The sequence below is a fragment of the Priestia sp. RMT2NF4 genome, from assembly GCF_047872835.1.
GTDB classification, from domain to species: Bacteria; Bacillota; Bacilli; order Bacillales; family Bacillaceae_H; genus Priestia; species Priestia zanthoxyli.
The window spans coordinates 431,364-444,894 of record NZ_JBLQZO010000003.1 but is presented as its reverse complement, the minus strand read 5'-3'; the positions used below and the strand labels follow the sequence as shown (position 1 = coordinate 444,894).

The 13,531-nt window shown below is 36.6% G+C and carries 15 protein-coding genes; 1 reads left to right on the top strand and 14 read right to left on the bottom strand.

Going from position 1 to position 13,531, the window contains the following annotated elements:
• Positions 1-18 precede the first annotated feature (18 nt).
• The 14 genes from ACMX9J_RS15750 to ACMX9J_RS15685 form a co-directional block, all read right to left on the bottom strand.
• On the bottom strand, positions 19-1,992 hold the full coding sequence (locus ACMX9J_RS15750) for a diguanylate cyclase domain-containing protein (RefSeq protein ID WP_416225951.1): 1,974 nt from the start codon (positions 1,990-1,992) through the stop codon (positions 19-21).
• A 224-nt stretch (positions 1,993-2,216) separates the two neighbouring features.
• A complete protein-coding gene (locus ACMX9J_RS15745; protein ID WP_416225950.1) occupies positions 2,217-2,990 on the bottom strand; it encodes an EAL domain-containing protein in 774 nt (257 codons plus the stop codon).
• 214 nt (positions 2,991-3,204) lie between these two features.
• On the bottom strand, positions 3,205-3,357 hold the full coding sequence (locus ACMX9J_RS15740; protein WP_181170517.1) for a hypothetical protein: 153 nt from the start codon (positions 3,355-3,357) through the stop codon (positions 3,205-3,207).
• A 138-nt stretch (positions 3,358-3,495) separates the two neighbouring features.
• A complete protein-coding gene (locus ACMX9J_RS15735; RefSeq protein WP_140451568.1) occupies positions 3,496-4,497 on the bottom strand; it encodes a hypothetical protein in 1,002 nt (333 codons plus the stop codon).
• A gap of 21 nt (positions 4,498-4,518) precedes the next feature.
• Positions 4,519-4,899 (bottom strand): hypothetical protein, encoded by a 381-nt coding sequence (locus ACMX9J_RS15730; RefSeq protein ID WP_140451569.1) that lies wholly within the window; start codon positions 4,897-4,899, stop codon positions 4,519-4,521.
• 25 nt (positions 4,900-4,924) lie between these two features.
• Entirely contained in the window at positions 4,925-5,728 is an 804-nt protein-coding gene (locus tag ACMX9J_RS15725) for a hypothetical protein (protein WP_182420871.1), read from the bottom strand.
• 21 nt (positions 5,729-5,749) lie between these two features.
• A complete protein-coding gene (locus ACMX9J_RS15720; RefSeq protein ID WP_311265091.1) occupies positions 5,750-7,315 on the bottom strand; it encodes a T7SS effector LXG polymorphic toxin in 1,566 nt (521 codons plus the stop codon).
• 22 nt (positions 7,316-7,337) lie between these two features.
• Positions 7,338-7,607, bottom strand: coding sequence for a DUF5344 family protein (locus tag ACMX9J_RS15715; protein WP_182420873.1), 270 nt, complete (start codon positions 7,605-7,607; stop codon positions 7,338-7,340).
• Positions 7,608-7,619: 12 nt separating this feature from the next.
• The gene (locus tag ACMX9J_RS15710; RefSeq protein WP_182420874.1) at positions 7,620-8,009 is read right to left on the bottom strand and encodes a YwqH-like family protein; all 390 of its coding nucleotides are present in this window, start codon (positions 8,007-8,009) and stop codon (positions 7,620-7,622) included.
• A 265-nt stretch (positions 8,010-8,274) separates the two neighbouring features.
• Positions 8,275-8,664, bottom strand: coding sequence for a PepSY domain-containing protein (locus tag ACMX9J_RS15705; RefSeq protein ID WP_416225949.1), 390 nt, complete (start codon positions 8,662-8,664; stop codon positions 8,275-8,277).
• 205 nt (positions 8,665-8,869) lie between these two features.
• On the bottom strand, positions 8,870-9,052 hold the full coding sequence (locus ACMX9J_RS15700) for a DUF3973 domain-containing protein (RefSeq protein ID WP_013055747.1): 183 nt from the start codon (positions 9,050-9,052) through the stop codon (positions 8,870-8,872).
• Positions 9,053-9,282: 230 nt separating this feature from the next.
• Positions 9,283-10,263, bottom strand: coding sequence for a UDP-glucose 4-epimerase GalE (gene galE, locus ACMX9J_RS15695; protein ID WP_013055746.1), 981 nt, complete (start codon positions 10,261-10,263; stop codon positions 9,283-9,285).
• A 198-nt stretch (positions 10,264-10,461) separates the two neighbouring features.
• Positions 10,462-11,346: a fumarylacetoacetate hydrolase family protein gene (locus ACMX9J_RS15690; protein WP_416225948.1), complete on the bottom strand. Its 885-nt coding sequence runs from the start codon at positions 11,344-11,346 to the stop codon at positions 10,462-10,464.
• The gene (locus ACMX9J_RS15685) at positions 11,343-12,542 is read right to left on the bottom strand and encodes an amidase (RefSeq protein WP_416225947.1); all 1,200 of its coding nucleotides are present in this window, start codon (positions 12,540-12,542) and stop codon (positions 11,343-11,345) included. The genes ACMX9J_RS15690 and ACMX9J_RS15685 overlap by 4 nt, the downstream gene beginning before the upstream one ends.
• A gap of 203 nt (positions 12,543-12,745) precedes the next feature.
• Here ACMX9J_RS15685 and ACMX9J_RS15680 point away from each other — a divergent pair, with 203 nt between their 5' ends.
• A complete protein-coding gene (locus ACMX9J_RS15680) occupies positions 12,746-13,456 on the top strand; it encodes a M50 family metallopeptidase (protein WP_034269872.1) in 711 nt (236 codons plus the stop codon).
• Positions 13,457-13,531 lie beyond the last annotated feature (75 nt).

Genomic DNA, 13,531 nt, shown 5'->3' with positions numbered 1-13,531 from the left:
CCTCTTTGGAGGCTTTTTTTACGTTTGATAGAGGATATAATTATTTTTCCCTTCTCTTTTTCCTTTATATAACGCATCATCTGCATTTTTTAATAATGAAGCAGCCGATTCCCCGTCTTCTGGATAAATAGAGACGCCGATGGTAGTTGTGGTGCGCAAACAATAGCCCCGTACATTCCAGCTTTGCTGAAGAGATACGTGAATTCGCCTAGCAATTTGCTCAATTTCTCGTCGGTTTGTTACGTTTAAAATAATGATAAACTCGTCTCCGCCCAAACGATAAATACAATCGCCTTTCCTCACACAGCTCTTTAATCTCTTCGTGTATGCTTTTAGAAATTCGTCGCCTATATGATGGCCATATTCATCGTTAATCTGCTTAAAATTATCACAGTCAAGAAACAAAAGCGCAAAAAACTCATCGCTTTTTTGCTGCCCTTTTTCAATTACTTTGTTTAACTCTTTTAATAACATCGCCCGATTAGGAAGACCTGTTAAACTATCGTGAGTGGCTTCAAAATGAAGTTTATTTTCTAGCGCTTTTTGTTCAGTAATATCATTATGAATGGATACATAATGAGTAATATTTCCGTCTATATCTTTTAACGGCACAATTGTTTTCGATACCCAGTATGACTGATGATGCTTCGTCCCCATTTCAAGCTGTCCTCGCCATACTTTTCCGCTTTTTATTGTTTCAAGCAGCTCACGGTGGTCATGATTAAGCCCTGCATCTCGATAATACTTCCCTACTAAATCTTCTTTTTCATAACCTGAATACTGTACATACATATCATTCACATAGGTAATAGTTCCACTTGCATTTATAATCATAACGCTAGCTGATTCATCAAGCGCATATTTTATATTTTCAAGTTCTTTCAGCGTATACGCCAGCTGTTCTTCTGCTTCTTTTTGAGGCGTGATATCGTGTAGGATTGCATAGGCGCCAACCGTTTGATTATTTACTTTAACAGGAATCGTTGTAATATACACATGTTGTATAGAATGTTGGCTTCTTCGGAATGTTAGCTCTGTACTATAACTAATTTCTTCATATACATTCCAACGTTTGTAATTACAGGCTCCCAGTCTTTTAGCAATGTCTCGGTAATTTTTATGCAGCACATCGCTTGCAGAAAGCTGCAGCGTTTCTAAGAATGCGCTGTTGATATTTAAAATCGTGCCGTCCAAATTCAGCATACAAACCGCGTGGTGGTGGTTTGTAAATAGCGATTTGTACCACTGTTTGCTTTTTATGAGCTCTAATTCTAATTTTTTAATAGCTGTGATATCTCGGTAAATCACTGAATAGGCGACTAGTTGATTTTGATAGTCATAAATCGGTGAACAGCTGACAGATACACACACGCCTTCGCCGCTTTTTGTGTACCTGACTGTTTCATAAGGAGACAGCGTCTTACCATTTTTTAATTCTTCGATTAATTTAAGGTTTTCTTGTTCCTCTTTCTTTGACACGATGTTCATCTCTTGACGGCTTTTTCCGATAACTTCTTCTTTTCTCCACTGAAATAGCTTTTCGAATGCTCCATTGACTGTTAAGACCTTCTCATCACAATCAGCAATTAGAATGGCGTCTACCGTATTTTCTAGAAACGCATCGAGTAAACGCGTGCTCTCTTCCTGTGTTTTTTTATAATGAATTTCTTGAGCCATGACAAGGACATGTGAAGGGGCTGTCGCTTGATTAAAAAGAGGAGTAAAAGTTACTTCATATGCATGCCGGTCGGGCTGAAAAAGCTGTATGTATTGATATTGAATCGGTTCTTTCGTGGCAATGGCTTTTTCACAAAGTGTGTAAAAAAGCAGATTTTCTTCTTTATTGATTATCTTGTCTTCCATTTTGTCAAAGAATTGCTGAGCTGCTTTGTTACATTGTTTATAATACAGCTGATGTTTTTCTTGCTGAATTAAAATAACAGGCTGCGGCATATTCATAAAATAAAATTGGAATACCCCTTCACTATACATACTAAATATCCTCCATCTGCCTTTGGAATTTCACTAAACGTCTTGTTTTGATATACAATTCACTCATTCTCCCAAACCAACACGTCTTCTTTACCTCTTAAAATATTTTAACAATCGCACAAAATCACATAATTTTATAAAAATTCAAGGCATCTATGTTTCATATAGGTCTAATTACTCGCTTTTATATTACGATAAATTATCTATTTAGTGAAGTGTATGGTTTAAGAGTTCAGCAGCCTTTCTCGTCTGAATAAACTGCGGTACTTATTATAAGTTAAGTAGGAAGAGATCGACTGCGGCATGCCCAGCAAATAGCCTTGAGCAGCATGTAGGTTTAACGAAATCGCTGCGGCTAAATCTTTATCTCGTTCAACGCCTTCTAAAATGAGATTCGTATGCGGATAATAGTTAACAAGCAAATCAATCAGATCTTTCTTTTGCTTGCAGTCTGCTAGCCCTTCCGCATAGCTTCGGTCCAATTTCATATAGTGAGGCTCATACATGCTCACCTGTCTCATCGCTGCGGCTCCTGCTCCAAAATCATCAATCGCAATTTTGAAACCGGCCTCTTTCAAACTCATTACTCGGGCAAAAAGAGCAGGTGATTCCCATAAAATCTTTTCATGAAGCGTTTCATTTAACTCCCATACAATACGATGTTTCGCGTTTTTATAGGTGTTCAACAGATATGTTAAAAACCGTTGGAAATGCGGGTGGAGAAGAGTAGATGGAAACACGTTGATAAATAAATCTTCAGATTTCAATACCTCAAACGGAAAGTTCTTTATAGCCCCTTCAATTGCCATCGTATCAAGCTTGTACAAATAATTATGGCGTCTTGCCAGTGAAAACAACTCTTCAATTTGCCCTTTTGCGAAAGCTGTGCGCAGCAAAGCCTCAAAACCCAGCGTCTCCCACGAATCCAGCGCATAAATAGGCTGATATACAAACTGAAAGTCTTCATACGTCAGTTCCTTTAAAGCATGAGCATCCATTCTTTCGTTTAATCACCTTTCGTTTTCAATATACTATTTCTTCCATAACCTAAACTTATAAAAATATATCCTAAAAACAGATAATTGTCCATTAAAAGTAAGATATTCCATTAGGCGATTTAGGTATTTTGAGACTTGCTGGAGGCTTATGATAGCAACAAAGAAGTGTTTTAGAGACTTTTATGCTTTTGATAGATAAGCTGTAAAGGATGTTTCAAAAAAGAGCGAAATCAATCTCATCTAAAACGAACAAATTGGATAAAGGAGCTGGACTGCTTGTGACACCGCGGTTGATTTCCGTGCAAGGCTTCGCTTTCCGCGGGCGGCCGCTGAGCCCGCAGGAGTCTTCGCCTTGCCCTCCAATCAATCGCTAGAAGCACCTAATATGTGAAATTTACGTTTACCATAACAACAAAAAAATTCGAACGATTAATTAATCGTTCGAATATCTCTTCGACTAAAATACTTTTGTCCCAGCCTCTTTAAAAAAAGCGGGATTTACGTGTTAATCTTTATACACTCGAGGCCTGAAGCAAGCCATGAATGAAACAATAAGGGCCCCGATCTCAAAAATAAATATGTAAACAGCTATTTGGTTTGTGTTAGGTTCCCATTCTTGCTTAGAAACTAATAGCATCATATACGTTAATACAAGAAATAAGTTTGCTTGTATAAAGCTTTTCAAGCCGCGATATACTGAGAATTTTTTTAATAACGACGTTCGTTTTACTTTATTAGGAGAATACGAGGATACTTCCTTTTTAAGCAGCTCAACTTTTGCATTTTCAATCAAACTTAAAAAATCATCCAATTTAGCACTTACAAAATGAACTTCTTTACTTTCTTTTTGAACATCTGGAAGCCAGCAATAACGGTTCCCAGGAATAAAAGAAAGGACAGTTTGGACGTGCTGATCGTTTTGGAACATAACGTGGACAATTTCTTGACCATTATCCTTAAAGTCTTGTAAAAACTTTTTCATTTGTACCTCTACTGAATCATCCTCAATCATCTTATTTAAAGCTTTTGATGACATATGATGAAGAGAATCATATGTACTATCAGATAAACTAACTTTAGTTTTGAAAACACAATTCTCTCCCTGATTTAACTTATAAAAATTTGTAACCTCTTCTCCAAAACCTAGAAGAGAATGAGTAAACGAAAAAATATGTTTTTTCTGGAATTGTTGCTCTATGATTATATGATTATTATTTACCCAATAGAAATTCAGACTCTTACTTTTGTGCACAAACTTAATTTTCTTAGGTGCCTCTACTATGTGTTGAATGAGGCTGACCATTGTTTCATTTATTCCTACATCAGTTTCGTCATCCCATAAGTTAGATTTTTGCATAATAAAGTCCGGCCCATATAATATCTGGTCAAGCTCCATTTTTTTGATTTTTTGTTGTTTTCCTACACTTTGCGCTTCTTTTTCATATCCGCATAAGGTTAAGGCTGCGATTAGTTGATTCGTGCTTAAAGTAATAGGGCTCTGTGTCATTTTTTAAACTACCTTCCTTTATCAAATGTTATAAATCATCCCCGTTGTAAAGCCTAATATCCAAAAGCAAATGACAAAAATTAAGGCTAATAAACGATTCACAATAAATGGAGCTCTGTTAATCCTTTTTTGCACGTAATAGTTAGGTGTAAATACAGCCATAACTAAATATTTAGCGCAATAACCTCTTATCGTTGGCTTGTAATCATAGACAAATTGCTCATATTGATAAATAGACGCTCGTTGGAAAATTAACGATAATAGCCCATATAAAGCATTACAAAAAAACATGGCAAATAAATATGCTGACAAGAAAGGGAAACCTCTTCCGTTTCCCCAAAAAAACATTGTACCTACAGCTAATATACTAACAGCTAAAGCAAATCCTATAACTTTCTTCATTTAACGCGCTACCCCTCTTCGCTAATTACCTACTATTTTTCAACAAACCTTTATAGCTTTTCTCTTCTAGTAGATCTTTAACTTTGAAATAAAAGCCATCTGTTGAAAGAGGAACGATAAATATCTCATCTTCAGAGATATTATCGTACATTACATACCATATAAAGTCTTCACTAGGCATAAAAAATAAAATTTTATCAAATTCTATCTCATTGTCTAAATAGTTCATGTCTATAAGAGAAATATTATTAAACTTACAGTCATTTTTTTTAAAATCCTTGAGAAAATTTTTTAGAGAATCGTTTATATCGGCTTTATTAATGAGATTATCCAACTCTACATGTTTCAATTGTAGTAAATTGTTATAGATATCCTCAGATAACATCAGTGGTTCAATTCCGTCTAAATCTTCAGATGTAGATTTTCCTAATTCGAACTTTTTAATTAATAGTTCTTTAACGTCTTCCATAAGAAATTTCGTATAGAAATAATGACGTTGCTCCTCTATTACTTGTACAATAAACTCGTTTGAATTTACAAAATGAAGAAAAAACACCTCGTTTTCTCTAATACACCGAATCTTTCTTCTTGTATGTACTAATTTATCAATAAAGTGTTCTATTTCAGCAAAAAGTAAGCTCTTACTACTTTCGTCCCAGTATCCTTTATCTTTTAAGGTATACTCTGTTTGCTTAATAAATTTTTCAAATTTTAATTCATCTTCTAGCAGCTCTAAATTACTTAACACATCGTTTGCCATATCTTCATAACCACAAAGGGCAAGAGCACATCCCAGTTCAGTAGTTGAAAGTGTATAACACGGCTTCATAATTTTTGATACCCCCATATTTTACCTGAATATTCCTGTAACAAACTTACCTGCATTAGATAAATTATCAACTGATTTTGTCAATATATCACCTAGTTTTTTAGATTTTTCTTCAGCAAACCTTCCTAATTTTTCACCTGCAGCTTTTACTTTATCCTCTACCTTTAACGAAGTCACAACACCGATTGAAGCCCCGATAGCTCCTCCTATAAAGGTGCCTGGTCCAGGTGCAATTGCAGTTCCTATAGCAGCACCTGCTAGAGTAATTCCAGTAACACCTGCATCGAGACCTAATCCAGCACTAAAGCGTCCTATCTTTTCACCGGTAGATTTATTTCTACCCTTAGGACCGATAATTTCTCCTGAATTCATAACTACAGAAACTGCTATACCAGCCAATGGAATTTTTTTCAATAAAGTCGATACTCCCTTTGCATGTGTAGCCTGTTTTAATGTAGCCTTTACATCAACTGGAAACTTACTATAAGCGTTAACCTTCTCAGGGTTAAACTTCAAAAAGGAAAAATGTTCTTCCAGAATAGTACGGTACGCTCGCTTGGTAGTACCTTCCTTAAAGCCAGCTAAATGCTTCAAAAATTTCACTGGTTGATTTTTGAATTTTTCAAATTTATTTTGAACGAACTTAATATTACTACTAGCTCCCTTTTTTAGAACTTTATGAATAATATTAGCTAGCATAGAAGGGTATTTTCCATTTTGTTTCTTCCACCCTTGTCCTGCTACTAATTTAAATAATCCATTAGTACCCTTTGTTATTTTTAACTTACCTGATAACAACACTGTAGCTGCGGTTACACCTTTAGCAATATCTTTATATGCCGTCACCTTGCCTAATTTATCTAAAACGCCTGCTGTCCCAGTCAAGATATCTCCTTCACCATCATCTGCCGACTGTTCAAGAGCATTTTCCATAGCTTCATTAACCGAGCCCTTATTCATGTATTCATTAATTTCTTCCAAAGTAGAAGTGGTTAAATTCACACCACCCTTACTCCAATTAGAAACTTGATTAATCAGTTTTTTTAGCTCACTTAGTGTATCTACAGGGTCTTTCAGCCCCTTAACAACCTCTGCATCTAGTTCATTCAACTTAGTAAGCGTCTCTTTATTTATGGCTCTTGCCTTATGGAGATGTACATTAAGCTCTCCTGTAGAAATAGACTCCACCATTGCCACAGTTTTAATACTATCTATATGTTTATTAATGCTTTCCACTATAGTTTGGGTGGTCTCTTCAAGTCGTTTTAAGCTATTTTCAACCTCAGTTTCGATAAAATTCTCTCTAACCAATCCATCTTCATTTTCATATTCTTTAATTTTTGTTTTGATATCTTTTAGTTGTTTTGTGTACTCTTCTAAAAAATAATTAATTAATATAACTGTAGGATAGTGAAGATTCACTAGGTTTTCTTTAATAGCGTCTGCTCCTTTACCACTTAAAGAGTTGAGACCAATTATTCTGTTCATTGAATCACGAACGGCTAATATCTGTTTCTTCTCTTTTTCCTTACTAGAAATAGAGCTTGCTAACTCTGGTAATATTTCTGCAACCTTTATAACTTTCATATTATTTATGTACCTCGCTATTCTACTTCATTTTTGTTGCAATTTCTTCATCAGTTTGAATCATTTTTTCTACACTTTCCCACGCATTTAACTCTAACTGAGTTAAAATCTCTTTATATTGTGTAAGTAATTCATAGTAGGTTTGTTCAATTTCTTCAATCTTTTTAGTTACATCAAGTTTGCTTTCAGTAAATTCTACTTTGCCAGCAGAAGTATCAAGAGATTGTATTTCATTTTTAAAACTCTTAAAAGCTACTTCTACTTCAGACTTCACAATTTTGATTTCTGACATATTTATCCTCCTTTACTCTTTTTCAATATTTAATTGATTAATTCTATTGTTAACGGAACTGATAGACTCTCCTAAAGATCTATTTTGATTTTGAAGGTATGTAATTTTAGTTTCGATAGTTTGCAGTACTTTTTCAACTTGATTATTGCCAATTTCTTTAAAGGCATGTTCTAACTTAGATCTATTTTCACTAAACTCTGTTGCATATTTACCTGCCCAACTCTCTGAAGATAATTGAGGATTATTCACTAAATTCGCATTATTCATCAATTCCTCTTGTTCAAGCGATATTTCATCATGAGCTGATTGTAATTGCATAATTTTTTTATTATTTAGTGCCATTTCTTCTTCTAAATGAGAAACATTGTTCGTTAGCATTTTTACCAATAATTCATCAAACATTTAAGACCTCCATAATTACTCTACTACTTTCAAAAAAAACTTAAAAATTCTCTTTCGATACTACCATACTTATAATGGGAGAGTCATAAGCAGAACGAATCAAAGAACCATAATTAGGAAGTGGTTATTTTTTACTATCACTTACCCTTTCTTTTAGATAAGTAATCGTTTCTTTTTTATTATTTGTTACCTTTGCTAAAGGCTTCTCCAAATAAAGAAAACCCCACTTTCAACAAAGTGAGGTTGATTACATAATATAAGCCATTTACTGAATGTTTCGCTCTTCTTGCGCCAGCACATCCATTTCAGCGTCAATTTTCACGCTGTGGGTTTTTCCATCAAGTCCAAGGATGACAATTTCGTACTGCTTGTTAGTGAGAACAACCGATTCGATAATACCTTTATGCTGTCTTAATGCGTATGCTTTTGCACGGCTTTTAGTTAAAGGAATCGTTTTTTCTTTCAAAACATTGCCGGTTTCGGCGTTAATTTTTACTTTGTGCTCTTCTCCGTTTAACGTAAGGATGTCTACTATATAAATAGGAAGAGAGAGTATTTTACTCAGCGATATGGATTTGACAATGCCTTTATATTCTTTTAACGCGAGAAGCTTTGCTTGTTCTTTCAACAAAAGTGATCGTTTTTCAGAAATCATTTGACGCCATCCTTTCTAGTTTATAAAACGGACTGCTGTTTCAATTTCTTAACGTACCATATCCTATGTATACGTCTACTAACTAGTATAGCGGGCTTGTCTTAAATTTCTCTTAATATTACATGAAAGATAGCTGAAGAAAGCTGTTATTCACTGAAAAAACTAGACCTGGTTAGATCTAGCTTCTTATCGGTGAATGTGAACTCTACATTTTTTTCGTTTCGAATCGTTCTACGGCTCTCATTTGTTTGATTGACGGGGATTTGTGGACGCACATGCCTAGATGGACTTTTTGAAGCAAATAGGGATCAATGTAAAAACCATTTTGAAAGATGTTTTCTTTTTCCTGTTCGTCATGAAATTTGGAGCATCTTACACAGTAATACATATCATAACCTCCTTGCGGGCTATTTTATAAACGGGGATAGTTGTGAATGGTATATTTACCTACATCATATGGAAAAGAACAAAAGTCGTGCTTGTTTAGGGAAAATGTCCGAAAAGAAGAAGGCTTGTTCGTGGGCTAAAACACTGGATTTTAAAAATGATTATTTAGAACATAAATCAGTTTAATCTTAATAAAAAAGCCTCTTTTAAAGAAAAAAGAGGCACTTTTTATTAATTTGTTACTTTTGCGCTGTTTTGATGCCAGTTCCAAGCTGATGCGATAATTTTTTCTAATGAAATTTGCGCTTTCCAGCCTAATTCTGCGTGAATTTTATCAGAAGATGCGACTAAGCGTGCCGGATCTCCAGCGCGGCGGTCTGCCATTACGACATTCGCTTTTTTACCCGTTACTTTTTCGCACGTTTCAATCACTTCTTTTACAGAGTAGCCAAGGCCGTTTCCAAGGTTGTACGTTGCTGTTTTCTTCGTGCCGTCTAACAGTGCCTGAAGCGCTGAAATGTGAGCATTTGCTAGATCCGTTACGTGAATGTAGTCACGAATGCATGTTCCGTCTTCAGTATCGTAGTCTGAGCCGAATACAGAGATGTTTTCACGTTCACCGAGCAGGTGCTGAAGAATAATTGGAATTAAGTGCGTTTCAGGATCATGGCACTCGCCAATTTCTGCTGTTTCGTAAGCACCCGCTGCGTTGAAGTAACGAAGCACAACATATTCCATGTCGTAAGCACTTGCAAAGTCAGCTAAAATCTGTTCGATCATTAACTTTGAACGTCCGTACGGATTGATTGGGTTTGTTGCCGTATCTTCTGTAATAATATCTACAGAAGGAATCCCGTATGTAGCAGCAGTAGATGAAAAAATAAACTTTTTCACATTGTGCTTCATCATCGTTTGTAAAAGGGTTAACGTCGCAGCTACGTTATTTTGATAATATTTAAGAGGATCTGTTACTGACTCCCCTACTAAACTATTAGCAGCAAAATGCATGACAGCATCAATTTTATGATTTGTGAATACGCTTTCTAAATCTTTCTCATTACCTAGATTTCCTTCTACGAATACCGCTTTCTCATCGATTGCCCAGCGATGACCCGTTGATAGATTATCAAGTACCACAACTTCATTTGTTTTTACTAATTCTTTTACTAGGTGGCTTCCGATATAGCCTGCTCCTCCGATGACTAAAATCATACTGTCAGTCAGCTCCTTTTTATTAAGTGTCGCTACAGATATCGTACCCGTTTCTTTTCCATTTGTAAATATTTCATTTTTCAGTATATGATAACACAAATGCTATCTTTCAATTAGTATATCTACTAATTGTGAACTGAGTGTGAAGATATTCGTTTCTACTTAAAAACCCGCGCATGTAAGCAACGGGTTTTCTTCTTAGATTTGCTGAGGCACTTTCTTCATATCTTTCACTTTATTTTTTAATGGAAGCATGCCTTCAATATGGCATTCAATACAGTCCCCGTCTTCAATAACAGCGGATCCCGGCGTTCCGGTTAGAATGATATCTCCCGGGTGCAGCGTCATGACTTTTGAGAAAAATGAAACACAGTATGCGATGTCGTAAATCATATTAGACACGGTATTTTCATGCTGCATGTCTCCGTTTAGCAATGTGCGCACTTGAAGTAATTTCACGTTTGATATGCTTTCTTTTGTGATAAACTCTGAGCCTATACTGCAAAATGTATCAAAGCTTTTTGCTCGCATTAAGTAGCGATGATTCGCCGCATGAATATCAGCTGCGGTTACGTCAATGGCTGACGTATAGCCAGCAATTACGTTCATGGCTTCATCTGGCTCTATATCCTTACACGTTTCGCCGATTACCACCGCTAGTTCCGCTTCAGCCGTTGTTTTGTAGGACTGCTTTGGAATACGAATGCTGTCATCTGGTCCAATAATGGCGGTTGCGGGTTTTAAAAAACTAACTGGATCAATGGCACGGTCGTAGTCTTTTAGTTTTTCTTCAGAAGCTGCATAATTAAATCCAATGCCTAACAATTTTGACGGATTACTAATGATAGGAGCTGTTTTTCTGCCCTGCAAGTGCAGTGCGGGAAAAGAGCTGTTCATACCAAATTTATTATGGGCGTACCATGTTTCAAGGTGGCGAAGTTCTTTATATTGAATAAGATCCCAAATTGTTGTAGACCAGTTTGTTAAATATTTAGCATTAATATCTTCTATAAGCAGAATGCTGTCATTGTCTAAAATAGCTGCTTGTTCTTTCCCTTGCTCTATTATATTTACTAACTTCATGATACGCTCCTTACCGATGCTTGAATGATATGATCGCTGTTTTCTTTTACCCAATTTAATAATTTTTCATCTTGGTTGTATCCCGCAATAAAAGATAAGCCGATTGGCAAACCTTCTAGTTCTCCCGCAGGTATCGTAACTTGCGGAAGTCCGCTTAGTCCGGCAATACATGTTATTTGAAGTGTTCGCAACCTTCTGTTTTCTAACTCCGGTCCTTTTGCATCTTTTACAGGCGCGGGTCCTGGAGCTGTAGGAAGCACTAATATTCCGTCTTCTCCAAGCTGTGAGTACATAAAATAGCGAAGTTCACGACGCTTTTCTTCTATATAATTCATATTTAATAAGGTAAGAGTGCTCGCCCATTGAAAGCGGCTTCCGATATCGTCTCCAAAGGTTGGATTTTCTTTTTGAATCCATTCTCCGTGCGTTTGCCAAATCTCTTTTCCTTGCAGCAAACGAAAAGTTTCCATATATGTAGAAAAACCCTGAGGGGCAATTACTATTTCTTCTGTAGTAGAAAAAGACTTCATTACGTGCTTAATAGGTGGTGCAAGAGCTTGCATGCTTTGTTCATCCACAAGTTCCATAACGTCTGTTGCTACATAAAGTCTTGTAAAACCGCTAGCACGCGACGTTGAGTTCAATAAAACCGCTCCTACTTTTTGCAGAGTGTGGCCGTCTCTAGCCATTACACCAACTGTATCAAAGCTTGGAGCCAGTGGAATTAGACCGTTTGTAGAAATGCGTCCGTGAGAAGGACGATACCCAAAAATACCGCAGTAGCTTGACGGAATTCGAACCGATCCTCCAGTATCTGTTCCAATCGCAAAATCAGTTATTCCCGCTGCGACAGCAACCGCTGATCCGCTCGAAGAGCCTCCCGGAATTCGATCTGCGCCTTTTGGGTTTACCGGTGTTCCATAATGCGCGTTTTCTCCATTTAGTCCGTACATAAGCTCGTCCGTGTGCGTAACTCCCTTCAGTGCAGCTCCTTCTTTTAAAAGAGCAGCTACTACATCTGCATGTTCGCTTGCAGGCTGATGCGTGGCGAGCCAATCCGGATTTCCTGCACTTGATATATGTCCTTGTACATCAAATACGTCTTTTAACGCAAAACTCAAGTTATTTAACATCCCCGTTCCCGTTGGAGGTACGTAAAGATCACTGTCTACAAATGCGTTCCACGTATCTTTCATTCAACCATCTCCTCATTTCTTATATCTGTTTAGAATATAAAATTTGGAATAAGTTGGTCAATGAATGTGTCAGGTCTGTTTACACTAATATTATGTAAGTCTCCCAACTTCTCTTTTCCTAGAGAAACTAGCCGTTTCATTTCCCTTTTAGCACGTTTGCGAGTAAAGTAGAAACATATCATTTTACGAAAAGGACTATCGCGATGGAACAATCTACTACGCTTTTCTTATTTATTTTATTAGCTTTTGTGCTAACAAGAGGCATTCCATTTATAGGTTCATTTGCTCCTAGCATTAATACACTGCTTAGGCATATTGGACGTTATTTTTCAAATTTAAATACGATGTTTCATGAAGATGGCCACGCGTTAATGGGGCTTATTGTCGGAAAAGGCGTCAATCGCATTGAGCTTTACACCAATAATGAAGGTGTAGCTGTGACTGCCACCTACGCGGGATCCCGTGGATGGCTGCCGCGCGTCATTATTGCCTTAGCCGGCTACCCGTTCAGCTCAGCAATGGCTTATTTGTTTTTCTACCTGCTCGTTCACAACCACTACGACTGGCTTTTTTACGGGTTAGGAAGTGTTGTTGTTATTAATTTACTGCTTTGGGTACGTAACGGATACGGAATTGTATGGCTATTTTCTATCGGTTTGATCCTCGGAGGCATCTATTATCTGCAAGATCCACAGCTTATGCGCTACAGCATGATGTTTGTTGGTGCACTGTTACTTGTAGAATCTCTATTTTCCTCCTTTATTATTTTTGTGTTAAGCATCAAATACCCAAACGATGCGGGTGACGCTACAAGTTTAAAGCAGCTTACCCATCTTTCAGCACGCTTTTGGGGATTTTTATTTTTCGCACAGGCCGTTTATGTGGCTTATTTGATTTTTCACCTGATTTATTAAAGACAAAATTCTGTAATCCCCCGAGAAAACTTTGGGAATTTTATAATTTAAAGGAATAATTTACTTTTATACACT

Coding starts and splice junctions, on each gene's coding strand:
- ACMX9J_RS15750 (WP_416225951.1), bottom strand. CDS start 1,992: ATGTATAGTGAAGGGGTATTCCAATTTTATTTTATGAATATGCCGCAG.
- ACMX9J_RS15700 (WP_013055747.1), bottom strand. CDS start 9,052: ATGTATTACTGTGTAAGATGCTCCAAATTTCATGACGAACAGGAAAAA.
- ACMX9J_RS15680 (WP_034269872.1), top strand. CDS start 12,746: ATGGAACAATCTACTACGCTTTTCTTATTTATTTTATTAGCTTTTGTG.
- ACMX9J_RS15730 (WP_140451569.1), bottom strand. CDS start 4,899: ATGAAGAAAGTTATAGGATTTGCTTTAGCTGTTAGTATATTAGCTGTA.
- ACMX9J_RS15720 (WP_311265091.1), bottom strand. CDS start 7,315: ATGAAAGTTATAAAGGTTGCAGAAATATTACCAGAGTTAGCAAGCTCT.
- ACMX9J_RS15725 (WP_182420871.1), bottom strand. CDS start 5,728: ATGAAGCCGTGTTATACACTTTCAACTACTGAACTGGGATGTGCTCTT.
- galE (WP_013055746.1), bottom strand. CDS start 10,263: ATGATTTTAGTCATCGGAGGAGCAGGCTATATCGGAAGCCACCTAGTA.
- ACMX9J_RS15735 (WP_140451568.1), bottom strand. CDS start 4,497: ATGACACAGAGCCCTATTACTTTAAGCACGAATCAACTAATCGCAGCC.
- ACMX9J_RS15685 (WP_416225947.1), bottom strand. CDS start 12,542: ATGAAAGATACGTGGAACGCATTTGTAGACAGTGATCTTTACGTACCT.
- ACMX9J_RS15710 (WP_182420874.1), bottom strand. CDS start 8,009: ATGTTTGATGAATTATTGGTAAAAATGCTAACGAACAATGTTTCTCAT.
- ACMX9J_RS15715 (WP_182420873.1), bottom strand. CDS start 7,607: ATGTCAGAAATCAAAATTGTGAAGTCTGAAGTAGAAGTAGCTTTTAAG.
- ACMX9J_RS15745 (WP_416225950.1), bottom strand. CDS start 2,990: ATGGATGCTCATGCTTTAAAGGAACTGACGTATGAAGACTTTCAGTTT.
- ACMX9J_RS15705 (WP_416225949.1), bottom strand. CDS start 8,664: ATGATTTCTGAAAAACGATCACTTTTGTTGAAAGAACAAGCAAAGCTT.
- ACMX9J_RS15690 (WP_416225948.1), bottom strand. CDS start 11,346: ATGAAGTTAGTAAATATAATAGAGCAAGGGAAAGAACAAGCAGCTATT.